This is a genomic window from Erwinia sp. SLM-02 (assembly GCF_037450285.1).
Taxonomy (GTDB): domain Bacteria; phylum Pseudomonadota; class Gammaproteobacteria; order Enterobacterales; family Enterobacteriaceae; genus Erwinia.
Genome location: NZ_JAQISN010000001.1, coordinates 883,192 through 906,951 on the forward strand (window position 1 = coordinate 883,192; position 23,760 = coordinate 906,951).

General features: G+C 57.4%; 20 protein-coding genes. 13 read left to right on the top strand and 7 right to left on the bottom strand.

The window, feature by feature from the left end; translation table 11 throughout:
* Positions 1-9: 9 nt before the first annotated feature.
* The 4 genes from nagZ to PGH32_RS04240 all read left to right on the top strand — a co-directional run bounded on the left by nagZ (position 10) and on the right by PGH32_RS04240 (position 3,982).
* Positions 10-1,029, top strand: a complete 1,020-nt coding sequence (gene nagZ / locus PGH32_RS04225; protein ID WP_337893266.1) for a beta-N-acetylhexosaminidase — start codon at positions 10-12, stop codon at positions 1,027-1,029.
* A gap of 35 nt (positions 1,030-1,064) precedes the next feature.
* Positions 1,065-1,607 carry an alpha/beta hydrolase YcfP gene (gene ycfP / locus PGH32_RS04230; protein ID WP_314419593.1) on the top strand — a complete coding sequence of 181 codons (543 nt, stop codon included), beginning with the start codon at positions 1,065-1,067 and terminating at the stop codon, positions 1,605-1,607.
* 243 nt (positions 1,608-1,850) lie between these two features.
* Positions 1,851-3,155: an NAD(P)/FAD-dependent oxidoreductase gene (locus PGH32_RS04235; protein ID WP_314419592.1), complete on the top strand. Its 1,305-nt coding sequence runs from the start codon at positions 1,851-1,853 to the stop codon at positions 3,153-3,155.
* 287 nt (positions 3,156-3,442) lie between these two features.
* A complete protein-coding gene (locus PGH32_RS04240; RefSeq protein ID WP_123332728.1) occupies positions 3,443-3,982 on the top strand; it encodes a glycine zipper 2TM domain-containing protein in 540 nt (179 codons plus the stop codon).
* 841 nt (positions 3,983-4,823) lie between these two features.
* On the opposite strand, the gene mfd is transcribed toward PGH32_RS04240, so the two are convergent.
* The gene (mfd, locus tag PGH32_RS04245; protein ID WP_337893267.1) at positions 4,824-8,267 is read right to left on the bottom strand and encodes a transcription-repair coupling factor; all 3,444 of its coding nucleotides are present in this window, start codon (positions 8,265-8,267) and stop codon (positions 4,824-4,826) included.
* A 393-nt stretch (positions 8,268-8,660) separates the two neighbouring features.
* Here mfd and dgcQ point away from each other — a divergent pair, with 393 nt between their 5' ends.
* Entirely contained in the window at positions 8,661-10,322 is a 1,662-nt protein-coding gene (dgcQ, locus tag PGH32_RS04250) for a cellulose biosynthesis regulator diguanylate cyclase DgcQ (protein ID WP_337893268.1), read from the top strand.
* Here dgcQ and PGH32_RS04255 read toward each other — a convergent pair.
* Entirely contained in the window at positions 10,319-11,539 is a 1,221-nt protein-coding gene (locus PGH32_RS04255) for a glycosyl transferase (protein WP_314419586.1), read from the bottom strand. The two genes, dgcQ and PGH32_RS04255, sit on opposite strands and share 4 nt — an antisense overlap.
* Positions 11,540-11,568: 29 nt before the next feature.
* Complete coding sequence (locus PGH32_RS04260) at positions 11,569-12,384, bottom strand: mannosyl-3-phosphoglycerate phosphatase-related protein (protein WP_337893269.1); 816 nt, start codon at positions 12,382-12,384, stop codon at positions 11,569-11,571.
* Between the two features lie 643 nt (positions 12,385-13,027).
* Here PGH32_RS04260 and PGH32_RS04265 point away from each other — a divergent pair.
* Both PGH32_RS04265 and dsrB read left to right on the top strand, forming a co-directional pair.
* Positions 13,028-13,186, top strand: coding sequence for a YqaE/Pmp3 family membrane protein (locus tag PGH32_RS04265; protein ID WP_314419584.1), 159 nt, complete (start codon positions 13,028-13,030; stop codon positions 13,184-13,186).
* Positions 13,187-13,257: 71 nt separating this feature from the next.
* On the top strand, positions 13,258-13,446 hold the full coding sequence (gene dsrB / locus PGH32_RS04270) for a protein DsrB (RefSeq protein ID WP_314419583.1): 189 nt from the start codon (positions 13,258-13,260) through the stop codon (positions 13,444-13,446).
* 39 nt (positions 13,447-13,485) lie between these two features.
* Here dsrB and rcsA read toward each other — a convergent pair whose 3' ends face one another.
* The 3 genes from rcsA to PGH32_RS04285 all read right to left on the bottom strand — a co-directional run bounded on the left by rcsA (position 13,486) and on the right by PGH32_RS04285 (position 16,478).
* Positions 13,486-14,127 carry a transcriptional regulator RcsA gene (rcsA, locus tag PGH32_RS04275; protein ID WP_314419582.1) on the bottom strand — a complete coding sequence of 214 codons (642 nt, stop codon included), beginning with the start codon at positions 14,125-14,127 and terminating at the stop codon, positions 13,486-13,488.
* Positions 14,128-14,704: 577 nt separating this feature from the next.
* Entirely contained in the window at positions 14,705-14,914 is a 210-nt protein-coding gene (locus PGH32_RS04280; protein WP_314419581.1) for a DUF2767 family protein, read from the bottom strand.
* A gap of 169 nt (positions 14,915-15,083) precedes the next feature.
* Positions 15,084-16,478: a GGDEF domain-containing protein gene (locus PGH32_RS04285; RefSeq protein ID WP_337893270.1), complete on the bottom strand. Its 1,395-nt coding sequence runs from the start codon at positions 16,476-16,478 to the stop codon at positions 15,084-15,086.
* A gap of 463 nt (positions 16,479-16,941) precedes the next feature.
* On the opposite strand from PGH32_RS04285, the gene lolC reads away from it, so the two are divergent.
* Genes lolC through cobB form a run of 5 tightly spaced genes read left to right on the top strand, consistent with a single transcriptional unit; the run spans position 16,942 to position 21,849 of the window.
* Positions 16,942-18,141, top strand: coding sequence for a lipoprotein-releasing ABC transporter permease subunit LolC (lolC, locus tag PGH32_RS04290; protein WP_314419577.1), 1,200 nt, complete (start codon positions 16,942-16,944; stop codon positions 18,139-18,141).
* Complete coding sequence (gene lolD, locus PGH32_RS04295) at positions 18,134-18,838, top strand: lipoprotein-releasing ABC transporter ATP-binding protein LolD (protein WP_314419576.1); 705 nt, start codon at positions 18,134-18,136, stop codon at positions 18,836-18,838. The genes lolC and lolD overlap by 8 nt, the downstream gene beginning before the upstream one ends.
* Complete coding sequence (gene lolE, locus PGH32_RS04300) at positions 18,838-20,082, top strand: lipoprotein-releasing ABC transporter permease subunit LolE (RefSeq protein WP_314419575.1); 1,245 nt, start codon at positions 18,838-18,840, stop codon at positions 20,080-20,082. The genes lolD and lolE overlap by 1 nt, the downstream gene beginning before the upstream one ends.
* An 11-nt stretch (positions 20,083-20,093) precedes the next feature.
* Positions 20,094-21,005 (top strand): N-acetylglucosamine kinase, encoded by a 912-nt coding sequence (gene nagK, locus PGH32_RS04305; RefSeq protein WP_337893271.1) that lies wholly within the window; start codon positions 20,094-20,096, stop codon positions 21,003-21,005.
* Between the two features lie 10 nt (positions 21,006-21,015).
* A complete protein-coding gene (gene cobB, locus PGH32_RS04310) occupies positions 21,016-21,849 on the top strand; it encodes a Sir2 family NAD+-dependent deacetylase (protein ID WP_314419572.1) in 834 nt (277 codons plus the stop codon).
* 6 nt (positions 21,850-21,855) lie between these two features.
* On the opposite strand, the gene PGH32_RS04315 is transcribed toward cobB, so the two are convergent.
* Complete coding sequence (locus tag PGH32_RS04315; RefSeq protein WP_337893272.1) at positions 21,856-23,037, bottom strand: benzoate/H(+) symporter BenE family transporter; 1,182 nt, start codon at positions 23,035-23,037, stop codon at positions 21,856-21,858.
* 98 nt (positions 23,038-23,135) lie between these two features.
* Between PGH32_RS04315 and PGH32_RS04320 the strand changes: the two genes are divergently transcribed.
* Complete coding sequence (locus PGH32_RS04320) at positions 23,136-23,696, top strand: helix-turn-helix domain-containing protein (protein ID WP_314419570.1); 561 nt, start codon at positions 23,136-23,138, stop codon at positions 23,694-23,696.
* The last annotated feature ends 64 nt before the right edge of the window (positions 23,697-23,760 follow it).

Sequence of the window (23,760 nt, forward strand, 5' to 3'; positions counted from 1 at the left end):
GGACCGGTAATGTTAGATGTGCTCGGCTACGAGCTGGATGCGGAAGAGCGCGAGATTTTGCAGCATCCGCTGGTGGGGGGATTGATTCTGTTTACCCGCAACTATCACGATCCGGCGCAGCTGGCCGAGCTGGTGAGGCAAATCCGCGCGGCATCGCGCCATCGCCTGGTGATTGCCGTTGACCAGGAAGGCGGCCGCGTGCAGCGCTTCCGCGAAGGTTTCAGCCGGCTGCCGGCAATGCAGTCCTTCGCCGCGCTGAATGATGCGGGCGAAGCCGCACGGCTGGCCCAGGAAGCGGGCTGGCTGATGGCCTCGGAGATGATCTCAATGGATATTGATATCAGCTTTGCCCCGGTGCTGGATATTGGCCACGGCAGCGCGGCGATCGGCGAACGCGCGTTCCATGAAGACCCGGCGCAGGCGCTGGCGCTGGCGCGCTGTTTTATTCGCGGAATGCATGAAGCCGGAATGAAAACCACCGGTAAACACTTCCCCGGCCATGGGGCGGTGGCTGCCGACTCCCACAAGGAGACGCCGCGTGACAACCGCAGCGAAGCGGAAATTCGTCAGCACGATATGGCGATCTTCAAACAGCTTATCGACGAGCGTGCGCTGGACGCGATTATGCCCGCCCACGTTATCTATACTCAAGTGGATCCACGCCCGGCCAGCGGTTCCTCACACTGGCTGCAGAACGTTCTGCGTAATGAGCTGGGCTTTGACGGCGTGATTTTCTCGGACGATCTGTCGATGGAAGGGGCGGCGGTAATGGGCAGCTACGCGGAGCGGGGGCAGATGGCGCTGGATGCCGGATGCGATATGATCCTCGTCTGTAATCACCGCGCCGGCGCGGTGAGCGTGCTTGATAACCTGTCACCGATCAATGCAGAACGCGTGGAGCGGCTATACCATCGGGGTTCCTTTACCCGCCAGCAGCTGCTGGGGTCTTCCCGCTGGAAGCAAATCAGCACGACACTCGACAACCTTCAGGAGCGTTGGCTGGCACACAAAGCCGCAAAAGGTAACTGATTTTACCGTCTGCGGCGCGTTAAGTGAGAATGACGATGATTATCTACCTACATGGTTTTGACTCTAACAGTCCGGGCAATCACGAAAAGGTTTTGCAGCTGCAGTTTATCGACCCGGATGTCAGGCTGGTCAGTTACAGCACCCGGCATCCTAAACATGACATGCAACATATTCTTAAAGAGACCGATAAACTGTTAAAGCACTGCAGCGATCCGTCACCGCTGATTTGCGGCGTGGGGCTGGGGGGCTACTGGGCTGAACGTGTGGGCTTTCTGTGTAATATTCGCCAGGCAATCTTTAATCCGAACCTCTGGCCGCAGGAGGTCATGGAAGGGAAGATCGACCGCCCGGAGGAGTACCTGGATATTGCCACGAAATGCGTAACGGACTTCCGCCAGAAAAACCACACTCGCTGCCTGGCCTTCCTGTCACGTCACGACGATGCGCTCGACAGTCAGCGAAGTGCCCTGTTGCTGCGTGAGTTTTATGAACTGGTCTGGGATGAAGTCGAGGGCCATAAATTTAAAAATATCGCGCATCATTTGCCGCGTATAAATCATTTTAAATCCCTCGGATAATATCCCCAAAACGGTTTCCCTGCCTGTTTCGTAACCCGCGTAAAGCGGGTTACGTTGTTAATGTTATTCTTACTATTCTTGGTTTTTATAATAAAATTGACCAGGATCAATTTTCGTAGAACTCATGAATTCCCCCGTGATATCCTGCCCTCAGCTTGCGAATTAACATCGCCAACCCTATGTTTACCAAGGTTATTTATTTAACTTTTGGTTAACGATTGGTTCACTTTTAGAGAGGGTCGTTTGACAGCACCTATGAAGAAAATTGTTATTATCGGCGGGGGTGCCGGCGGACTGGAACTGGCTACCCAGCTGGGCCATAAGCTTGGGCGTAAAAATAAAGCACAAATCACGCTGGTGGATCGCAACCACAGCCATTTATGGAAACCTCTGCTGCATGAAGTGGCGACCGGTTCACTGGATGAAGGCATTGACGGTCTGAGCTACCTGGCTCACGCGCACAAACATAACTTCCAGTTCCAGCTGGGCACGCTGACGCAGCTGGATCGCGAAAACAACCGCGTTCACCTGGCCGAAATCCGTGATGCACAGGGCAGCGTGCTGGTACCTCAACGTGAGCTGGCGTATGACACGCTGGTCATGGCGCTGGGCAGCACCTCGAACGACTTCGGCACCCCGGGCGTGAAGGACAACTGCATCTTCCTGGATAACCCGCATCAGGCGCGTCGTTTCCATAATGAAATGCTGAACCTGTTCCTTAAATTCTCCGCCAGCGAAGGCCCCGCAGAGAAAGTTAACATCGCCATCGTGGGTGCGGGTGCGACCGGCGTGGAGCTTTCCGCTGAACTGCACAATGCCGTTAAGCAGCTGCACAGCTACGGCTATAAAAACCTCGACAGCAATGCGCTGAACGTCACGCTGGTGGAAGCCGGGGAGCGTATTCTGCCTGCGCTACCTGCGCGTATCTCCAGCGCCGCGCATCAGGAGCTGACCAAGCTTGGCGTCCGCGTGCTGACGCAGACCATGGTGACCAGCGCCGAGAAAAACGGCCTGAACACCAAGTCTGGCGAGTTCATCGAGGCCGATCTGATGGTGTGGGCGGCCGGTATCAAGGCACCGGACTTTATGAAAGATATCGGCGGTCTGGAAACCAACCGTATCAACCAGCTGGTGGTTGAACCGACGCTGCAGACCACCCGCGATCCGAACATCTACGCGATTGGTGACTGTGCTTCCTGTGCGCTGCCTGCCGGGGGCTTTGTGCCGCCGCGCGCGCAGTCTGCTCACCAGATGGCATCCCGCGTGCTGGCGAACATCCTCGCTGAAATCAAAGGCAAACCGCAGCAGGCCTATGTCTATAAAGACCACGGTTCGCTGGTTTCTCTTTCTCGTTTCAGCACCGTGGGTAGCCTGATGGGTAATCTGATGCGCGGTTCGATGATGGTGGAAGGGCGTATTGCCCGTTTCGTCTATATCTCTCTGTACCGTATGCACCAGATAGCCCTGCATGGCTACTTCAAAACCGGCCTGATGATGCTGGTTGGCAGTATCAACCGCGTGATCCGCCCAAGACTGAAACTGCACTAATTTCTTAAGCGCAGTGCTGAAACGGCCCGGGGTAACGTTCTTAACTGAGCGTTATCAGCGGGCCGTTTTTTATTCCTCGCCGTCAAATAACTTCAGAACACTCTTAAAACTCGGGACTAATCATGCGTTAGTCGCATTTCTTCCCGTATTCCGATTGTCAGTTTTCCCTCTGCGCCGCAAACTTTGATTCAATTACCCCGGCGCGTCGCGCACGCCGAGTATGCCGTACCTGCCACGGATGTTGCAGCAGGCAAAGATGCGCGGTAACACTTTCAGGAGGGTTTCCTGTGAATAAATCAATGTTAGCCGGTATTGGGATCGGTGTGGCGGCCGCCCTGGGCGTTGCTGCCGTTGCCAGTATGAACGTGTTCGATCGCGGCCCGCAGTTTGCACAGGTATTGTCCGCCACGCCAATTAAAGAAACGATGAAAACGCCGCGTCAGGAATGCCGCAATGTCACGCTGACGCACCGCCGTGCCGTGCAGGATGAGAACCGTATCGCCGGTTCCGTGCTGGGTGCGGTGGCCGGTGGCGTACTGGGCCACCAGTTCGGTGGCGGGCGCGGGCGTGATGTGGCGACCGTGGCGGGTGCTCTGGCCGGTGGTTACGGTGGTAATCAGGTGCAGGGTGCGCTGCAGGATCGCGATACTTACACCACGACCGAGCAGCGTTGCAAAACCGTCTATGATAAGCAGGACAAGATGATGGGTTACGACGTGACCTATAAGATTGGCGATCAGCAGGGTAAGATCCGTATGGATAACGATCCCGGCACGCGCATTCCGCTGGACGGCAACGGTCAGCTGGTGTTGAACAATAAGGCCTGATTGTTGGTTTGAGGCTAAAGCCACTGAAGTTGCTGAAGTTGCTGAAGTCGCTGGAAGCGGGGTGGCTCGGTTCAGCCTCTGCGGTGGCTTCCGGGCGGTCCTCGCGTCGTGCTCTGCACGATGCCCTCGGTGGCCGCATCTGGCCGGTCGGACCGGCAAAGACGGGTCGTCCCTGACCCGACTTTGCCTGACGCCAGCATCCCTGCTGGCATCTCCTGGCCAGCTGCTTCCACCTCAGCGCTGCGGATTGCCCGTAAGCCACCGCAGAGGCTGGCCCTTTTTATCCTTCGTTGTCGCGATGTAAACGCATTTCTTGTAGCGGATTCCGATCATTTCGCCGCGCCGAAAATTTCGATTATGCGGTAACTCTTCTTTTTAGTGGTCAAGGCAGCAGGCAATGTTTTTGGCCACAGGTAAAGTTGTGGTCTCCTGAATGCTGCGGAATTCCCGTAAGCCACGGCAGAGGCTGTCCCTTTAATTTTCCGTTGCCGCGATGCACATTTTCCGACAGGTATTGCCGAAGATTGAGTGGAATGGCGGAAGAACACGGCTTTTTTAACAGGCAACGCCGAATGCAAAAGCGGAGCGGCGGGGGCCTCCTACGGGCAATCCACAGCGCTGAACGGAGAGAGGAAGCCAGGATTTGGCCACAGGGACGTGGACGAAAGCCAGAGTCGCGCCAGGGATGGCGCGTCTCTGGCGGTCCGATGGGCTGACGAATGCAGTGAAGGTATCGCGAAGCGACGCGAGGACCCGCCCGTAGGGTGCCCCCGCCGCTCAGCACCAGCACCGGCTCTCAGCCAATATACAACGTGCACCCTGAAACGGGCCAGGTCGCCCCTCAGCCCACGTTTTCCAGCATACGCTGCATAAACTCCTGCACCCACTTCATCCGCACCTTACGATCCGCCAGATCGCGGATAAACTTCAGGCGCGTCGGGCCATCAAGACGCCAGTGCTTCGGCTCCTTCTGCAGCAGCCCAATCAGCCATATCGGATCCACCTTATTCTTCTCGGCAAACTCAACGTAGCCGCCGTTATCGCTGGCTTCAATCTTGCGTACGCCCAGCTTCTGAGCCACCAGCCGCAGGGCCGCGATATCCAGCAGATTGCGTGCCGCATCCGGCAGTAAGCCGAAACGATCGATCAGCTCAACCTTGAGGTCATCCAGCTCGCCCTGCTGCTGGGCGCTGGCTATGCGCTTGTAGAAAGAAAGGCGGGTATTCACGTCCGGAATAAAATCGTCCGGCAGCAGCGACGGCATGCGCAGCTCAATTTCGGTCTGGCTGCTGGTCAGGTCCTCCAGCGACGGTTCACGCCCTTCTTTCAGTGCGTTGACCGCATTTTCCAGCAGCTCCATATACAGCGAGAAGCCAATCGTCTCCATCTGCCCACTCTGGCCTTCACCCAGCAGTTCACCGGCACCGCGGATCTCCAGATCGTGCGTTGCCAGCGCAAAACCGGCACCCAAGTCTTCCAGCGAAGCGATGGCTTCCAGGCGCTTATGGGCATCAACGGTCATCGCTTTAGGATGCGGCGTCAGCAGCCAGGCATAGGCCTGATGATGTGAACGACCCACGCGGCCGCGCAGCTGGTGCAGCTGTGCCAGACCAAAATGATCGGCGCGCTCAATGATGATGGTGTTGGCCGTAGGAATATCGATACCGGTTTCAATAATGGTGGTACAGACCAGTACGTTGAAGCGCTGGTGATGGAAGTCGTTCATCACCCGTTCCAGCTCGCGTTCGCGCATCTGACCGTGGCCGATGGCGACCCGCGCCTCCGGTACCAGCGTGGATAAGCGCTGTGCCGCCTTCTCAATATTTTCAACATCGTTATACAGGTAATAGACCTGCCCGCCGCGCAGCACCTCACGTAGGATCGCCTCGCGCACGACCAGATCGTCATATTCGCGAACGAAGGTTTTCACCGCCAGGCGGCGCGCCGGTGGGGTAGCGATAATAGAGAGATCGCGCATGCCGCTCATCGCCATATTCAGCGTGCGGGGGATCGGCGTGGCGGTCAGGGTCAGAATATCGACGTCGGCGCGCATCGCTTTGATGCGCTCTTTGTGACGTACGCCGAAACGGTGTTCCTCATCGACGATCAACAGGCCGAGATCGTGCCATTTAATATCATTCTGCAGCAGCTTGTGCGTGCCGATCAGAATATCGACTTTACCTTCCCCGGCTTCTGCCTGCACCAGCGCCTGTTCCTTCGCGGTACGGAAGCGGGAGAGCATTTCAATGCGTACCGGCCAGTTGGCAAAGCGATCGCGGAAGTTATCATAGTGCTGCTGCGCCAGCAGGGTGGTCGGGACCAGGACCGCCACCTGCTTGTGGTTTTCAACGGCAAGAAAGGCGGCGCGCATTGCCACTTCGGTTTTACCAAAGCCCACGTCACCACAGACCAGACGATCCATCGCCAGCGGCTGGCACATATCGCTCAGCACCGCATTGATGGCCTGGGCCTGGTCCGGCGTCGTTTCAAATGGGAAGCCGTCGCAGAACAGCTGATACTGTTCACGGTCATGGCGGAAGGCAAAGCCTTTTTTCGCCTCACGCTGGGCATAAATATCCAGCAGCTCGGCGGCGACGTCTCGCACCTTTTCAGCGGCTTTTTGACGGGCGCGCGACCAGGCATCGCTACCCAGCTTGTGCAGCGGCGCGTTTTCCTCGGCGCCGCCGGCGTAGCGGCTGATCAGATGCAGCGACGATACCGGCACGTAAAGCTTCGCGTCCCCGGCATAGGCCAGCATCAGGTATTCCGCCGTGATGCCGCCGGTTTCCAGCGTGGTCAGGCCGATGTAGCGCCCGACGCCGTGCTCCAGGTGAACCACCGGCTGACCGGGGTGCAGCTCGGCCAGGTTGCGGATCAGCACGTCGGGGTTGATGGTTCGCTTACTGTCCTGGCGGCGGCGGCTGACGCGTTCGCCCAGCAGATCGCTCTCGCAAATCAGCGCCAGATTGCGCAACCCGTCAATAAAGCCGTGTTCGCTGGCGCCAATCAGCAGGTAATGACCCGGCTGAACGGCCTCTTTCAGCGAACGAATGGGTTTAGGCTTCAGCTTGATGCGGGCCAGCAGCTCCTGCAGCGTCTCGCGGCGACCTTCGCTCTCAACGGAGAACACCACCGAGCCGCTGAAGGACTCCAGGAACTTGCGTAGCGCCTCCAGCGGAGATTTCGCCTGCGCCTGCACCGCCAGGTCCGGCAGCGGCTGATAGTGCAGGTTGGTATTCGCCGCTTTATCCGCCAGCAGATCGGTGCGCAGCTGAATGCGCGGCCAGTTTTTCAGTTCGGCAAACAGCTCATCGCTGCGCAGCCACAGCGTGGGCGGCGCCAGCAGGGGGCGCATCGGGTCGACCTTACGGTTATCAAAGCGCGTATTCACATCCAGCCAGAACCGCTCGGCGCTGCCCTCCAGATCGCCAGCCACCACCAGCAGCGTGCTGGCGGGCAGGTAGCTGAACAGCGCGGGCAGGGGTTTATCGAAAAACAGCGGCTGCCAGTATTCAATCCCGGCGGGAAGGGTGCCTTTACTCACCTGCTGATAGATATGTTCCGGTTCACGGCGCACGTCGAACTGCTCGCGCCACTGGCTGCGGAACAGCTCAATGGCATTTTTATCGGTAGGAAATTCATGTGCCGGAAGCAGATTAATGGCGGAAACTTCTTCCTGCGTTCGCTGCGTATCGACATCAAACAGGCGCAGGCTGTCGATTTCGTCATCAAAAAAGTCGATACGATACGGGCGGTCGCTGCCCATCGGATACAGGTCCAGCAGCGCGCCGCGCGTGGCATATTCACCGTGTTCCATCACCTGGTCAACGCTGCGGTAGCCTGCCTGTTCAAGCTGAGCACGCAGCGTATCGCGGGACAGCTTTTGCCCCTTGCTCATCACCAGCGCATGGCCGTGCAGGAAACTGTGGGGACATACGCGCTGCATCAGGGTATTGACCGGCAGGATGAGAATACCGTGGGTCAGCGAGGGGAGCTGATACAGCGTAGAGAGGCGCGAAGAGATGATTTCCTGATGCGGCGAAAAACTGTCGAACGGCAGCGTTTCCCAGTCCGCCAGCGTCATCACCGGCTGTTCCGTAAACTGACGGATTTCATCCTGTAGCCGCAGGGCATTTTGCATATCCGGTGCAATCAACAGTACCGGCCCCGCATGGCGTTCCACAATTTCAGCGCACTCAACGGCGCAGGCCGCGCCGGTCAGTTGTCCCAGCAGTCGCTGATCCCCGGCGCGCGAGGGAAGCGTATAACGATAGTTTTCAGGCATATTCAGTTCGATTGTCTCTGCTCAAAGGGGAGAGAGGGGAGCCGCCATGATGCCTGTCGGCTGCAATGGCTCTGACAGCAGGGGACCCCAATTCAGCTCTGCCGAGTATACATTCATTTTGCTGACCGCTGGGCACTGTGTCGGTTCGGCCGGTCAATGTTTATTCAACTTTCTCTGTTTTCGCTGAGATGACGATATACAACCGCGAAACCCGGCTGGCTTCAATCATCTGAAAATGACGACGTTCGCGGCACGATGCAACCAAATGGCGCTTTTAAAATGTTTCAGATCAAAAAGTGCCGATAAATAAGCATAGAAGGGTTATAGCGCTGATAGCACTCATTGTCTAAAATCATCAGGTAAAATCGCCGCGCAGCAACAGGGAGAAACCGAGTGAGTTTGCACAAAGGATCACGCTTCTTTCACCCTAAAAGTATCGTACATCTGTGCTTTGCGATCGTTTTTCTGTTCTTAACGCTGTTAACCTGGCATGAAGCGCTGGTGTTAAAGCGAACCTATGAGTCTAATCAGCTGGCCCGGCTGAGCGCGGTGGCGAACAACCTGGATAACCAGTGGCAGCATAACCTGGATGAGCTGGCCTTTTTTCACAGCATGCTCGAGCATTCACTCGGCGATCCGCTCGCGACCGATAAATCGGCTGAGTTTTTGCAGCAGTTCGAACGCGTTCGGCACACCCCGCTCTGGCATATCAGCCCCAGCGATACCCGCGGCGTGCCGCTTAACGGTATCTCCGATGAACAGCTGAGTCAGTTTCCGCTTTTCAGCCGTTCCGACTCGCAGCGGCTGGCTGACGAGCTGAAAGCGGTGCTGGAGATGAGCCTGGTCCTCAAATTTAATCAGCCGGAACGCGATTTCCACTACCGCTTCTGGTACATCTCACGCGCCGGGTTTTACCTCAGTTCCACCCTGCCGGATGCCCGCAGCAATCATTCCCTGGAAAACTTCTCCGCCGTGGCGCATCGGCCCTATTTCACCGAGCTTGATCCGCAGGTGAATCCGCAGCGTAAGACCCTGTGGTCCGGCCCGTATGACTCAACGGATAACGAAGGCCGGGTGGTGACGGTGGCCCGCCCGGTGGACAAAAACGGCTACTGGTATGGCGTGCTGGCGATGGATTTTTCCACGCAGCAAATCAGGGACTATCTGCAGCAGGCGTTGACCACGCGGCAGGAAGGGGGCGTGATGCTGGTCGGGCAACGGTTCAACCTGATTGCCTGGTCAGACGGCAGCCAGCTGGAAGAGTACCGTCTGCATAAGCCGCAGCTGGCCCAGCTTATCGAGCAGTCCGCCGGAAGCCACAGCGGCACCATGCGCTTTGACGGGCGTTTTGTCAGCTGGGTACGCCTGCAGTATTTCAACGGGATGCTGGTCAATGTGCAGACCCTGCATGAAGGGCTGCTGGGCGACAGCGGCCGTGTCGGGCTGGTGCTGCTGCTGACGTGGCTGATGTTCAGCGTGGTGGTCATCGTTTCCCACCAGACGATTATTCGCATGACCGGCAGCCTGCTTAACCTGCAGGAAAAGCTCAGCTGGCGGGCGAACTACGATGGACTGACGCGGCTTCTGAATCGAACCGCGTTCTTTGACCGGGCGGAACAGCTGGCGGCGCTCAACCAGCGCCAGCAGGAGCCGCTCGCCATCATCCAGCTCGACCTCGATCATTTCAAATCGGTTAACGATACCTGGGGCCATAGCGCCGGCGATCGGGTGCTGGCCCACGCCGCATCGGTCATCGGCCAGGCGCTGCGGAAAACGGATATCGCCGGACGGGTGGGGGGCGAAGAGTTCTGTATTCTGCTGCCGGCAACCCGGCTCGATGAAGCCGTGCTGGTCGCAGAACGCATTCGCCGCAAGCTGGCGGCAAAAGAGCTGCTGGTGGGCAAACATCAAACGCTGAAGGTAACTGCGTCGCTGGGGGTGAGCAGCAGCGAAGAGACGGGCGACTATCAGGTGGATAGCCTGCAGTCCGTGGCTGACCGCAGGCTGTATCTGGCGAAACAGGACGGACGCAACTGCGTCCGCCACCGTGATTAAACATCGCCGGTGTTATCGTCCTCAACGGCCTGATAGATGCGCTGCATAATATCGGGAAACGCGGACTGGACCCGGCTCCAGCTGGGGATAAAGGGCTTCTCGTTAGGGCGTTCGATAAAGGCCTGACCGGCCTCAAGAATCGACTGGGTGAACATTTCCACCGCGGCTTCTTCGGCGTGCTGGTCGAATTTCAGGCCGTTCATTACCGCTTCGTGGTTGTAAATTTCCATCATATCCAGCGCATTGCGATAGTAGGTGGCCTTTAGCACCCGGAAGGAATCGCTGGTGATATTGACCCCCATGGTGGCCATTTTGCGCAGCAGCGACTGCACAATATCATTGCTCATCCGCCGCAGGCCGCCGGTGCCATCCTCCTCGGACAGCGGCTGATGTTTATGGTCGTAATTATCCGCAATCTCCACCTGGCAGCTCTGACGGGTGGTGTAGTTGCGGTAGATCTCAGACAGCACGCCGATTTCCAGCCCCCAGTCCCCGGGGATTTTAATGCCGTTCAGCACGTGAGTGCGCATGGCAAACTCGCCGGAAAGCGGATAGCGGAAGCTGCTGAGGTAGTCCAGATATTCGGAGTGGCCGTACACCTTCTGCAGCGAGCGCAGCAGCGGGCCAACCAGCAGTCGACCCACGCGGCCGTTGAGCTTGTTATCCGCGACGCGGGCATAAAACCCCTTACAGAATTCATACTGGAAGTCGGGGTTAGCCAGCGGATACAGCAGGCGAGCCAGCATCCCGCGCTCATAGGTCACGATATCGCAGTCGTGCAGCGCCACGCAGGCTGATTTATCCGAAGCCAGCGTATAGCCGGTGCAGAACCAGACGTTGCGCCCCTTGCCCGGCTGTGAGGGCGATAATCCCTCTTTGTCGAGTTCGGCATCCAGCGCCTTCAGGCGGGGGCCATCGTTCCATAAAATCCGGTGGCGCTGCGGCAGCCGGGAAAAGAATTCACGGGCGTGAAGAAACTGATCGCGATCGGCGCGATCCAGCCCAATAACGATTTCCGCCAGATAGGGCACCTGCGCCAGTTCATCCACGATATGGTTGAGCGCCGGGCCTTCCAGCTCCGAAAACAGCGAAGGCAGAATCAGCCCCATCTTGCGTTTGCGAGAGAAACGTACCAGATCCTTTTCCAGCTCTTTCAGACTGCGCCCGGTGAGATTATGAAAGTTAGTTATTACGCCGTTCTGGTAAAAATCGCTCATCGCTATCCCCTTGGAATTTAGGTGGTCAGTCAGGATGGAGTGATAAAATGGTTGAGTCCTTCGACCCAGCCTTCCGGTCCCCAGGCGGCACTGTGATAGATATGCTCTTTGTCACTTCGCTCAAGGAGAACCGGGTTCTTACTGTAGCCGCGGATCACCACGGCATAATCGACGCTGTCGAGCATGGGGGCATCGTTAGGCCCGTCGCCCAGGCCAATGGTGATGAGGCGCCGGCCGGACGATGCCGCTGTGGAAGGATAGCGTTCAAGCAGCCAGCGCAGCGCGGCCCCTTTTCCGCTGCCTTTGCTCATGACGTGCCAGAATCGCCCCCCCTGAACCAGCGTCAGCCCCTCCTCATCCAGACGCGCACGGAAAAGCGCAAACTGCTCGTGGCCGTCACGCCAGATCAGGCTTTCCGACGCCTCACGCATTTTGGCACGAGCGGCGAGGGCGGGCGTAAGGCCGGTCCACTCCGCGATCTCTTTTTCGCCGACGTCGGCAAAGCCGGTAAATTTGAACCCGTCATGCTGGCGTAAACGCATCAGCGTATGGCAGATCGTGGCATAGTCGCGGCCGCTGAACGGGGGAGGCTGCCCGTCATGATCGTCGCCGAAACGCACGACGGCGCCGTTTTCACTGATAAAAGGTGCCCCGTCGATCCCCAGCTCCTGCTGCAGCGGCACAATCTCAGCGGCGGTTTTACTGGAGCAGATAACGACGGGTATATGGTGTTCGTTCAGCCGGGTAAGCCACTGCCGGGCGGGTTGCCAGCTATAGGTATGGTGATCGAGCAGTGAACCATCAAGATCGGTAACGATCATCAGGGGATCCTGCAAATCAGGCATAACGCTTACCTCCCGGAATAGACCTACACGGATGCGTCAAAAAATCGCAGTAGAATCATTGAGTGTAGTCGAACCATGAAGGGCGTGCGGCAGGCATTAACCGCCCTTGCTCCCGCTGCGCATACGGATTAATCCTAAAAAATAGAAGGTTATTTAGACGTATTGCGCCGTTTATATGCGCTTGAGAAGCAGAACCGGCGCGGCCTTGCTGTACAAAATAAAAAATCTTGTACAAATTACCCGGCCATCTTCGGATTAATCTTAACGTGCAGGTGCGGTAAGTTAGGGGCGTAAAAGGATTTCCCCGAGTAACGAATTTTGATTTCTAATGAATGACTTTCCCTGGCCAGCGGCTGGGGATTTTTTTATCAGCGTCACGTTGTGAAAGACCGGTGCAAAGGAATGTCTGGCGGGCGGGGAAAAAAAAGCCCGCGCTGCGCGGGCAAAATCCTTGTTACTTTTTAGGTTGACTGCGCCTTTGGGGTTGGTGCAGTGAGAACAGTGTAAATGCTGTCGACGTCAGAAATCTTTGCGTGAAACGTAAAGAAAGTGAAAAGGTCTGATGAGGCGATGCCTTATCCTGGCGATTTAACATCGCGGTCTATAATGATTATCAGGCAGTTACCTTAAAAAAGGAGAAGACATGGACTTTATACGTATTGTGATTGCGATTCTTTTACCCCCGTTAGGCGTCTTCCTGCAGGTGGGTTTAGGTGGTGCCTTCTGGCTTAATATCCTGCTGACCCTGTGTGGCTACATTCCCGGAATTGTTCATGCCGTCTGGGTGATTGCGCGCCGCTAATCGTGGCGCAAACCCCTGCGCAGCATGCGGTTTTCAGTTAAACTGTTGGGAAAAATTGCACAGGAGTTTCCATGAAGGTGAATCAGCAGGTGACGGTAAAAACGGACGGCGGTCCTCGCCGGGTCGGCACGGTTCTGGCAGTGGAAGAGTTTAACGAAGGGACGATGTATCTGGTCGCGCTGGAAGACTATCCGCTGGGGATCTGGTTCTTTAATGAATCGGGTCATGAAGATGGCGTTTTCGTTCAACCCCACTCCTGAATACGCTAAGGGGGTGATTCCCCCTTCAAACATCCGCTGTTAACCCTGCCGCACGTTGACGTAAATACCGCTGGTCACATTATCCATCAGCCGAACGACGTGATAGATCACCTGCTTATTGTGCGTCTTAATTTTCCGCTTAATATTGCCCTTGTGCGATGAGACGGTCTTCACCTTGATCTGCATTCGGTCGGAAATCTGGCTCGTATCGTGGCCGGACATCCACATTCTTAGCATATTCGATTCCGTCTGGCTGAGCGTCAGGGGATGAACGTCTTTGCCCGCAGACTGGCGTGACGAGATATTCAGCCGCTGCTGGAAGTAACTGCTTAACAGCTGGTCCAGCGTGGCGGGCTTAATGGATTTAGAGGTAATAATCAGGTTCTTGCGAACGTAAAGGTATTCTTCAAAATGGTTGTTAGAGATAGCCATGAATATGAAGAATAGCGTGTCCGGGTGCTGCACGATCGCATTGCGGATCTGCTGGCTTGCTTCGGGTTCATTAATGAAGCAGTCCTCGTTGATAAACACCACGCCCGGATGCATCTGCTGGCAGCAGGTTTGCAGCCGATCGATGCCGTTCACCGGCGTTATATTCTTGCTTTTAATCCCTTTGGTTGTCATATAGTTGATCAACCCCGTGCGGGTATAATTACATGGGTCCATAATTATCGTTGGCATTCTTGCGGCCCTTACCGGTTCGTTATCCATTCAAATCAACGAGGAATTACACGTCAGCGCGTGAGAAGAAAGCGTTGTTATTTCACGTTCTTGATATAGCTGCCAACATTAATGCTACCCCATCGCCTGCGGCTGGAGTATTGACTCATCCTTGTTGAAGGGGCTGCGTGGCTCGCAGCAATCGCGGTCACTATCGCGTAAAATGTTAAAAATCATGATAGGATTTTTCTTAAAAAAATTCAATCAGAAAAATACTCTACTGAAACATCAGGGTTTTTTACACCGCGAAATTCATCAAAGTGAAATACTTCCTCAGTAAAATAATCTCTGAAAACATCAGCTTGAATAAGCCTGCTTCGTAGTGCGCTAACTATTAAATCTCATATTTTATGATGTGGATGAGTAGCCGTATGACCCATGCAGATTTAACAAACTAATGCGTTAATCCCGGGCGGGAAAGCTGTTAAATCTGCTGGTTTTTAGTACTGGAAAAGTTTTCACCGCAGGCGGGTCATAGGAAAACATTATTTCCCGGGCGAATTAATAATATCGATGTGCGTAAAAGTTATAATTGCTGTTAATCGGGCTTTATTAACCGAATGGCGTGTTCCAGAACCTTTTGCTCATCGCGGTTAGCATCCCCCCGATTGTGGCGCGTCTGCTTCAGCAGGCTGGCAATCATTCCCCGGGAAATATTATGGCCATCTTCCGTCAGGACAATCGCCGCATCGCCAATAACCCGACAAACCTCATCATAATATTCTTCGCTGAGCACATCACGTTTCATTTTTACTCTCCCATCGTGGCGTATGACCAGGCATTCATCCTCCGCTAGCAAAGCGGATTCCGCAATGCGCCTCCTTTGACACGCACTTTCTTCAAACCATCGCAGTTAAAAAAGGGTAGCAACGATTGTGAGCGTGTCAAACTTCCTCACTGTCCGTTAGCAACAGCGATTAGAGAACGAATTCCGGTCTGACCTGGTTCCTGCCGCTGCTTTTGGCCACATAGAGTTGCTCATCGGCGCGATTAATCGCTTCGTCCAGCGCCTGTACGCTGTTGATATTCAGCAGGCTGATACCCATGCTGGCCGTGACGCTCAAATCGTTGCCGTTAAGCAGGACGGCGTTATTTTCAATACTGTTACGCAGCCTGTTCGCCAGCAGAAACGCCCGCGGTTCGTTTGCCGACTCAAGCAGCACCAGGAACTCTTCTCCCCCCATACGGCAGACCAGCGCGGTTGGCGGTAGCGCCTGCTGGATGCACTGCACGGTTTTCGCCAGCACATAATCCCCGGCGGCATGGCCCCAGGTATCGTTAATATTTTTAAAGCGATCGATATCAACCAGAAACAGCGCCCCGGAAAAGCCGGGTGGACGATTGCGCGACGCCAGCAGCGCCTGCAGGCGAGACGACAGGCCGCTGCGGGTCAGCGCCCCGGTCAGCAGATCGTAATCCGCCCGGCGGGTGACGCGTGCAACCAGACGCTGATTGGCCTCAATGCTGAGGGAAACGATTAACGGGCTGATGGTCATGGCGGCCACGCCCAGCCGTGCCGCCGACAGGCTGTCGATGCGGAACAGGTCATTCTCTCCCTGGATATTCAGGACGTTTCCGGCCACCAGAATGATCTCGCTGATGCCGGTGACCAGCGTCAGGCAACAGGTGATAAACAGCGGATAACTGATGGCGCACCACAGCAGCGCGGGAAGGGGGAACAGCAGGCTTCCGCCGCCGCCCACCCAGATGCTGATTGCCGTGCTCACCAGCAGGGCCACCAGCGGCAGCAGCGAACTCTCGAAGGTTTTTCGCAGTATCGCACGCAGTTCATCACGGCGCGGCAGACTGATGACCGCCGGCAGCAGGAGGATTGAGGTCGACATCTGCTCCGAAAACCATGAGAACCAGGCCTTGAACAGTTCATCATGGAAATAGCGCTCGCTGACCACGCCCCCGATGGCGGCACAGACCAGCGCACCGGCGATGGACGCCGGGAAAATCCGCATCAGCGACTGCAGGCGGCGGGGATACGGGCGGGTGAAGTGGCGGGTCAGCAATACCCAGCGCGCCGCGGCGATAAAGGTGATATTGGAGAAATTAACCCCGACCGAGATCATCGCCGGTGTACCCCAGCATAAATCGGTGGCCAGCATGCCGAAAAACAGCACCAGCAGCGAAACGCGGTTATCCAGAGCCGGAAAACGGATCAGCAATCCCAGCAGTACCGCATTGCCCGGCCAAAAGATCGACATGGATTCGAAATTACGAAAGCTCAGGCCAATAACCGAGAGCAGAATGGCGAAAAAAAACAGAACAATGACCTGGTGAATACGATTTTTATTGTTTGGCATCTTCAGACTCGGTGCTGCCTGGTACGGCCGCTTATAGCATCTTGAATTGAGTCGCTGGCTTCCGGCCGGTATCCCCGTTCGGGGGATGACCTGAACTCACGCGCGAATGACATAAGTGACGAGCTGGATGAAAGCAAATTGGTAAGAACATTCCTGGTTATCATAGTAGCAAGAGTCGGCGTTGTCTTTTCTGAAAATCATCACATTCTGTTCTTAATGAATCACTTCTCGCGCTTTTTATTCCGAAAGCGGGGTGAAATTGCCAAAGGCAGAGGGCGACAGACGGCCGGTGAACGGTTAATCGCGCCGGCAGCGGCCAGATTTTAACCGCTGGCGTTGAGATTAGGCCGAATGTTTCAGCCATTGACAAAACAATGCGCACAGTCAGAGGCTTAGTGGTTCCATAAGGCGGTACTAAGCTTTATCATTCCCTCCACTTATTGCACGAGCAAAAACGGATTTCATGTATCAGCCTGTCGCACTCTTTATCGGCCTGCGCTACATGCGCGGGCGCGCCTCCGACCGCTTCGGGCGGTTTGTTTCCTGGCTATCGGCCATCGGTATCACGCTGGGCGTGATGGCGCTGGTGACCGTGCTGTCGGTTATGAACGGGCTGGAGCACCAGCTGGAGCAAAATACCCTCGGCCTGATGCCGCAGGCGCTGGTGACCAGCGACAGCGGCTCAATTAACCCACAGAAAACGCCCGCGGATTCGCTGCACCTCAGCGGTATCAGCAGGGTAACGCCGCTGAGCACCGGCGAGGTGGTGATGCAGAGCGCACGCAGCGTTGGCGTGGGCGTGATGCTGGGGATCAATCCTGACGAACCCGATCCGCTCACCCCTTACCTGATTAACGTCAGGCAGCAGCAGCTGCAGAGCGGTGAATATAACGTCATCCTCGGTGAGCAGCTGGCCGCGCAGTTGGGCGTTCGCCCTGGCGAACAGATCCGCCTGATGGTGCCTTCCGCCAGCCAGTTCACCCCAATGGGGCGGATCCCCAGCCAGCGTCTGTTTACGGTGATCGGCACCTTCGCCGCCAACAGCGACGTGGACGGCTATCAGATCCTCGTCAATCAGCAGGATGCCTCACGCCTGATGCGCTATCCGGCCGGAAATATCACCGGCTGGCGGTTATGGCTGGATAAGCCGCTGGAGGTTGACGTGGTCAGTCAGCAAAAACTGCCTGACGGCCTGGTGTGGAAGGACTGGCGCGAGCGTAAAGGCGAGCTGTTCCAGGCGGTGAAGATGGAAAAAAATATGATGGGGCTGCTGCTCAGCCTTATTGTGGCCGTCGCCGCCTTTAATATCGTCACCTCGCTGGGCCTGCTGATCATGGAAAAGCAGGGGGAAGTGGCGATCCTGCAAACCCAGGGCCTGACGCGCCGGCAAATCGTGGCGGTATTTATGGTGCAGGGGGCGACGGCGGGCGTGGTCGGTTCCGTGCTGGGCGCGCTGCTCGGCATGCTGCTGGCCAGCCAGCTGAATAATCTGATGCCGGTGATTGGCGCGTTCCTTGATGGCGCCGCGCTGCCGGTTGATATTTCCCTGACGCAGGTGGCGACCATTACCGTCACGGCAATTATCGTGGCGCTGCTGTCAACGCTGTATCCTTCCTGGCGCGCTGCCGCCGTTCAACCCGCTGAGGCTTTACGTTATGAGTAACAAGATCCTGTTGCAGTGCGACAACCTGTGCAAACGCTATCAGGAAGGCAGCGTGCAGACCGATGTCCTGCGCAACGTCTCCTTCAGCGTGCAGCCGGGTGAAATGATGGCCATCGTCGGCAGTTCAGGCTCCGGTAAAAGTACCCTGATGCACCTGCTCGGCGGGCTGGATACGCCCACCTCCGGCAGCGTGGTGTTTGACGGTAAATCACTCAATGACATGTCCTCCGCCGCGAAAGCCGAGCTGCGTAACCGCGAGCTGGGCTTTATTTATCAGTTCCATCACCTGCTGCCGGACTTCAGCGCACTGGAAAACGTGGCGATGCCGCTGATGATCGGAAAAACGCCGAAAGCGGAAACCCGGACCCGGGCGCTGGAGATGCTAAAAGCCGTGGGCCTCGATCACCGTGCCGCGCATCGCCCGTCGGAACTGTCCGGCGGAGAGCGCCAGCGCGTGGCGATCGCCCGCGCGCTGGTGAACAACCCGCGACTGGTGCTGGCCGATGAGCCGACCGGGAACCTGGACGCGCGCAATGCCGATGCGATTTTCGATCTGCTGGGTGAACTCAACCAGCGGCAGGGCACGGCGTTTCTGGTGGTAACTCACGATTTGCATCTGGCTAAGCGCATGCGCCGCCAGGTAGAAATGCGCGACGGCCAGCTCAGCGATCGCCTGACGATGGCGGGTAGCCTGTGATGGCGAAGTCTCTCTCTTTACTGCTGGGTCTGCGCTTCAGCCGCGGCCGCCGTCGCGGGGGAATGGTATCGCTTATCTCGGTGATCTCCACCGTCGGTATTGCCCTTGGCGTGGCGGTGCTGATCGTCGGACTGAGTGCGATGAACGGCTTCGAACGTGAGCTGAACAACCGTATTCTCGCGGTGGTGCCACACGGCGAAATCGAGCCGGTCAACCAGCCGTTCACCGGCTGGCAGGGCATGCTGCCGAAAATCGAGCGGGTACCCGGCGTCGCCGCAGCGGCTCCCTATATTAATTTTACCGGCCTGATTGAAAGCGGCAGCAAGCTGCAGGCCGTGCAGGTGAAAGGCGTGGATCCGCAGCAGGAGGCGCAGCTTAGCGCGTTGCCTTCCTACGTGCAGGGTAATGCCTGGCAATCGTTCGGTGCCGGCAAGCAGCAAATCCTGCTGGGGCAGGGCGTGGCCAACAGCCTGAAGGTGAAGCAGGGCGACTGGCTGACCATAATGATCCCCAACAGCGATGCGCAGAATAAGCTGCTACAGCCCAAGCGCGTGCGCCTGCAGGTCAGCGGCATTCTTAAATTAAGCGGCATGCTTGACCACGGTCTGGCGCTGGTTCCGCTGGGCGATGCGCAGCAGCTGCTGGGTATGGGGGATAACGTCACCGGCATCGCCATTAAAGCCGCCGACCCGTTCAGCGCGCAGAAGCTGATTCGTGAAGCCGGCACCGTGACCAACGCCTATGTGTCCATCCGTAGCTGGATAGGGACCTACGGCTATATGTACCGTGATATTCAGATGATCCGCGCCATTATGTATCTGGCTATGGTGCTGGTGATCGGCGTGGCCTGCTTCAACATCGTTTCAACGTTGGTAATGGCGGTGAAGGATAAGAGCGGTGACATCGCCGTGCTGCGCACGCTGGGGGCAAAAGACGGCCTGATCCGCGCCATCTTTATCTGGTACGGGCTGCTGGCCGGGCTGGTGGGCAGCGTCAGCGGAGTGATCGTCGGCGTGCTGGCCGCGCTGAACCTCACCGCGATTATTCACGCTCTTGAAGCATTGACCGGCTATCATTTCCTCTCCGGCGATATCTACTTCATTGATTTCCTGCCGTCCGAGCTGCACTGGCGGGATGTGGTTATCGTGCTGTTTACCTCCCTGCTGCTCAGCCTGATCGCCAGCTGGTATCCGGCACGGCGCGCCAGCCGTATCGATCCGGCGCGTGTATTAAGCGGCCAGTAAGCGAGGCGCGGATGTACTACGGTTTTGATATTGGCGGCACTAAAATTGCCCTGGGCGTGTACAACGCCCGGCGCGAGGCGATCTGGAGCAAACGGGTGGCTACCCCGGCGCAGGATTATGAGCAGTTGCTGACGGTACTGCAGGCGCTGACTGCCGAAGCCGATGCGTTTTGCGGCAGCGCGGGCAGCGTCGGTCTGGGCATTCCTGGCCTGCCGGTGCCCGACGACGGCACGGTATTCAGTGCCAACCTGCCCGCCGCGCGGGGCCGGACGCTGCGCGCCGATCTCAGCCAGCGGCTGGGGCGCGAAGTCCGGATTGATAATGACGCCAACTGCTTTGCCCTCTCTGAAGCCTGGGACGATGAGTTTCAGGCCTATCCCGTGGTGCTCGGCATGATCCTCGGGACCGGCGTGGGCGGCGGCCTGATCGTTGACGGCAAGCCGGTCACCGGCCGCAATTATGTGGCCGGTGAGATGGGGCATCTGCGCCTGCCGGTGGATGCGCTGGAGGTGCTGGGCCGTGATATTCCGCTGCTGACCTGCGGCTGCGGCAAAAAGGGCTGTATTGAGGGGTATCTCTCAGGTTCTGGTTTTTCCTGGCTGTGGCAGCACTTTTATCATCAGACTCTCAGTGCGCAGGAGATAATCACCCGTTATTATCAGGGAGATGCCAGCGCGCTGGCTCACACTGAACGCTATCGTCAGCTGCTGGCGGTATGCCTGGGCAATCTGCTGACCCTGCTGGACCCCCATCTGGTGGTGCTGGGCGGTGGCCTGTCCAATTTTGATGCGTTGTATGACGGCCTGGCGGAGCGGGTTGCGCCTTACCTGCTGCCGGTCGCCAAACCACCGCGCTTTGCCAAAGCGCGGCACGGAGACGCAGGCGGAATGCGCGGTGCCGCATTCCTGCATATTAAGGATTAGAGGATCGACTATGCGTACACCCCGCCGTCGCTTACGACTGGCCCGCTACAAAAAAAATCGCCGTCAGGTCCATCAGCGCTTTCGTCAGCGCATTTTTGAGCGCGATCGTAAAATCGAGATTGCCAGCCATCCGCTGCCGAGAGTGGTGGTGCTGACCGGCGCGGGGATCTCTGCGGAATCCGGTATTCGCACTTTCCGCGCGGCGGACGGCCTGTGGGAAGAGCACAAAGTGGAAGACGTGGCCACCCCGGAGGGGTTTGCGCGCGATCCCCAGCGCGTACAGGCATTTTATAATGCGCGCCGCAGCCAGCTTAAACAGCCCGAGATCAGGCCGAACGCCGCTCACGCTGCGCTGGCTGAACTGGAAGCCGTGCTGGGCGACCACTTCCTGCTGGTGACGCAAAACATTGATAACCTGCATGAACGCGCCGGTAACAATAACGTTATCCATATGCACGGTGAGCTGCTTAAGGTGCGCTGTACGGGCAGCGGTCAGGTTCTGCACTGGACGGACGATGTGAAGCCGGACGATCGCTGTCACTGCTGTCAGTTCCCCGCGGTTCTGCGCCCGCATATCGTCTGGTTCGGAGAAATGCCGCTGCAGATGGATGAAATTTATCAGGCGCTGGCCGAGGCCGACTATTTTGTGGCGATTGGTACGTCCGGGCACGTTTATCCGGCGGCGGGCTTTGTGCACGAGGCCCGTTTACAGGGCGCACACACCGTTGAGCTGAACCTGGAGCCAAGCCAGGTCGGCAGCGAGTTTGACGAGAAGAAATACGGCCTGGCCAGCGAAGTGGTGCCCGCCTGGGTGCGCGGGCTGCTGGGCAATCTTGGGCGCTAAGCGGGGTTAGCCCGCTTTACGTTTGGGAAGAGAAAAGATCAGATGGGCCAGCACGCCGCCAGCTAATCCCCAGAAGGCGGAACCCACCCCAAACAGCGTAACGCCCGAGGCGGTGATCAGGAAGGTGATCACCGCCGCATCACGCTGTTTCTCATCGCTCAGCGCGCGCTGCAGGCTGCCGGCAATGGTGCCAAGCAACGCCAGGCCCGCAATGGTATGGATCAGCGCCAGCGGCAGCGCCGTAAACAGACCGCTGATTGCCCCGCCGAAAATCCCGGCAATGATATAGAACACGCCCGCCGCCGCCGCTGCCATATAGCGCCGCTGGGGATCGTTGTGTATTTCCGGCCCCATGCAGATAGCGGCGGTGATTGCCGCAATACAGAAGGTAAAACCGCCAAACGGTGACAGAATCAGCGCCGTCGCGCCGGTCCAGGCAATCAGCGGGGAGATCGGCACCCGGTAGCCCGCGGCTTTCAGCGTGGCGATACCGGGGGCGTTCTGCGATGCCATGGTGACCACAAAGAAGGGAATGCCAATGCCCAGCAGGCTGGAGAGGGTGAAATGCGGGGCGATAAACTCCGGCATCACCATGCTCTGGCCGCCGCTAACGTGAATATTGCCCTGTGCAGCGGCGACGGCCAGCCCGGCACACAGCGTCAGCACGATGGCGTAGCGCGGTGTGAAGCGGCGCGTCAGCAGGTAGACCAGGCACATTGTCCCGCTGAGGGCGAAATTCACCTGCAGCGCGCCGAAGGCGTCAATGCCAAAGCGCAGCAGGATCCCGGCCAGCATGGCGCTGGAAATCGCCAGCGGAATATGATCCATCAGACGGGCAAACAGCCCGGTGACCCCGCAGAATACAATCAGCGCCGAGGCGAAGATAAAAATCCCAATGGCTTCGTTAATCGGCGTGCCCGGCAGGCTGGTGACCAGCAGCGCCGCGCCGGGCGTTGACCAGGCGGTCAGGATCGGCGTGCGGTACCACAGCGACAGGGTCAGAGTGGTGATGCCCATTCCCAGGCCCAGCATCGTCAGCCAGCCGCCCGCCTGGTGCGGCGTGGCGCCGGCAGCACCGGCGGCCTGGAAGATGATCGCCGCAGAGCTGGTATAGCCCACCAGCACGGCAACAAATCCGGCAATCAGTGCCGGGAGCGTCAGATAGCGAATTGAAAGAGGCGGGCGCATTGCGGTTTCCGAATCGTGTGCGTTATAGCGCACACGTTAGCATCGTGCGTTATAACGCACAAGAAGATATACTCGCCTTATTAACAGGAGGGAGAAGTGTGGACGATCTGCAAAATCATCTGGCGCAAATGCTGAAAACGCAGCGCACTCTGCGTGGGTGGAGCTTAAGCCAGGCCGCTGAAATGACCGGCGTCAGCAAGGCGATGCTGGGGCAGATAGAGCGTGCGGAGTCCAGCCCGACCATCGCCACGCTGTGGAAGATCGCCACCGGGTTTAACCTGCCGTTTTCTCTGTTCATTAACGGCCCGGCTACGCCTGACGATGCCCCCAGGCAGCCGCAGCACCTGCCCGCCTTCCGGCAGCCCAATCGGGCGATGCAGGTGCAGACGCTGTTCCCCTTTGATGCCGCCACCGGGTTTGAGATGCTGGTGATTGAGCTGGCCCCGGGTGCCGTCAGTGAATCGGCTCCCCACGAAGCGGGCGTCATTGAACATGCTATTGTGATTGAGGGGCGGCTGGAGCTGTGCGTTACCGGTGTCTGGCAGAGCGTTGCTGCCGGTGATGCGCTGCGATTCCAGGCCGACCGGCCCCATGCCTACCGCAACAGCGGCGAGCAGCCCGTGCGTTTTTATAATCTGATTCATTACCCGCACCGCTAATGGCTTTCGCTGCACACTAAACTGACCTGAAACAATATTTACAGGTTTCCGAATGATCATAATA

What these genes read in the sequence shown, in the direction of transcription:
- PGH32_RS04315 (WP_337893272.1), bottom strand. Translation starts at nt 23,037, where the DNA reads ATGCGCCCGCCTCTTTCAATTCGCTATCTGACGCTCCCGGCACTGATT.
- nagK (WP_337893271.1), top strand. Translation starts at nt 20,094, where the DNA reads ATGTACTACGGTTTTGATATTGGCGGCACTAAAATTGCCCTGGGCGTG.
- PGH32_RS04255 (WP_314419586.1), bottom strand. Translation starts at nt 11,539, where the DNA reads ATGAGCGATTTTTACCAGAACGGCGTAATAACTAACTTTCATAATCTC.
- cobB (WP_314419572.1), top strand. Translation starts at nt 21,016, where the DNA reads ATGCGTACACCCCGCCGTCGCTTACGACTGGCCCGCTACAAAAAAAAT.
- mfd (WP_337893267.1), bottom strand. Translation starts at nt 8,267, where the DNA reads ATGCCTGAAAACTATCGTTATACGCTTCCCTCGCGCGCCGGGGATCAG.
- nagZ (WP_337893266.1), top strand. Translation starts at nt 10, where the DNA reads ATGTTAGATGTGCTCGGCTACGAGCTGGATGCGGAAGAGCGCGAGATT.
- dsrB (WP_314419583.1), top strand. Translation starts at nt 13,258, where the DNA reads ATGAAGGTGAATCAGCAGGTGACGGTAAAAACGGACGGCGGTCCTCGC.
- lolE (WP_314419575.1), top strand. Translation starts at nt 18,838, where the DNA reads ATGGCGAAGTCTCTCTCTTTACTGCTGGGTCTGCGCTTCAGCCGCGGC.
- rcsA (WP_314419582.1), bottom strand. Translation starts at nt 14,127, where the DNA reads ATGCCAACGATAATTATGGACCCATGTAATTATACCCGCACGGGGTTG.
- PGH32_RS04280 (WP_314419581.1), bottom strand. Translation starts at nt 14,914, where the DNA reads ATGAAACGTGATGTGCTCAGCGAAGAATATTATGATGAGGTTTGTCGG.
- PGH32_RS04285 (WP_337893270.1), bottom strand. Translation starts at nt 16,478, where the DNA reads ATGCCAAACAATAAAAATCGTATTCACCAGGTCATTGTTCTGTTTTTT.
- ycfP (WP_314419593.1), top strand. Translation starts at nt 1,065, where the DNA reads ATGATTATCTACCTACATGGTTTTGACTCTAACAGTCCGGGCAATCAC.
- lolD (WP_314419576.1), top strand. Translation starts at nt 18,134, where the DNA reads ATGAGTAACAAGATCCTGTTGCAGTGCGACAACCTGTGCAAACGCTAT.
- PGH32_RS04260 (WP_337893269.1), bottom strand. Translation starts at nt 12,384, where the DNA reads ATGCCTGATTTGCAGGATCCCCTGATGATCGTTACCGATCTTGATGGT.
- lolC (WP_314419577.1), top strand. Translation starts at nt 16,942, where the DNA reads ATGTATCAGCCTGTCGCACTCTTTATCGGCCTGCGCTACATGCGCGGG.
- PGH32_RS04265 (WP_314419584.1), top strand. Translation starts at nt 13,028, where the DNA reads ATGGACTTTATACGTATTGTGATTGCGATTCTTTTACCCCCGTTAGGC.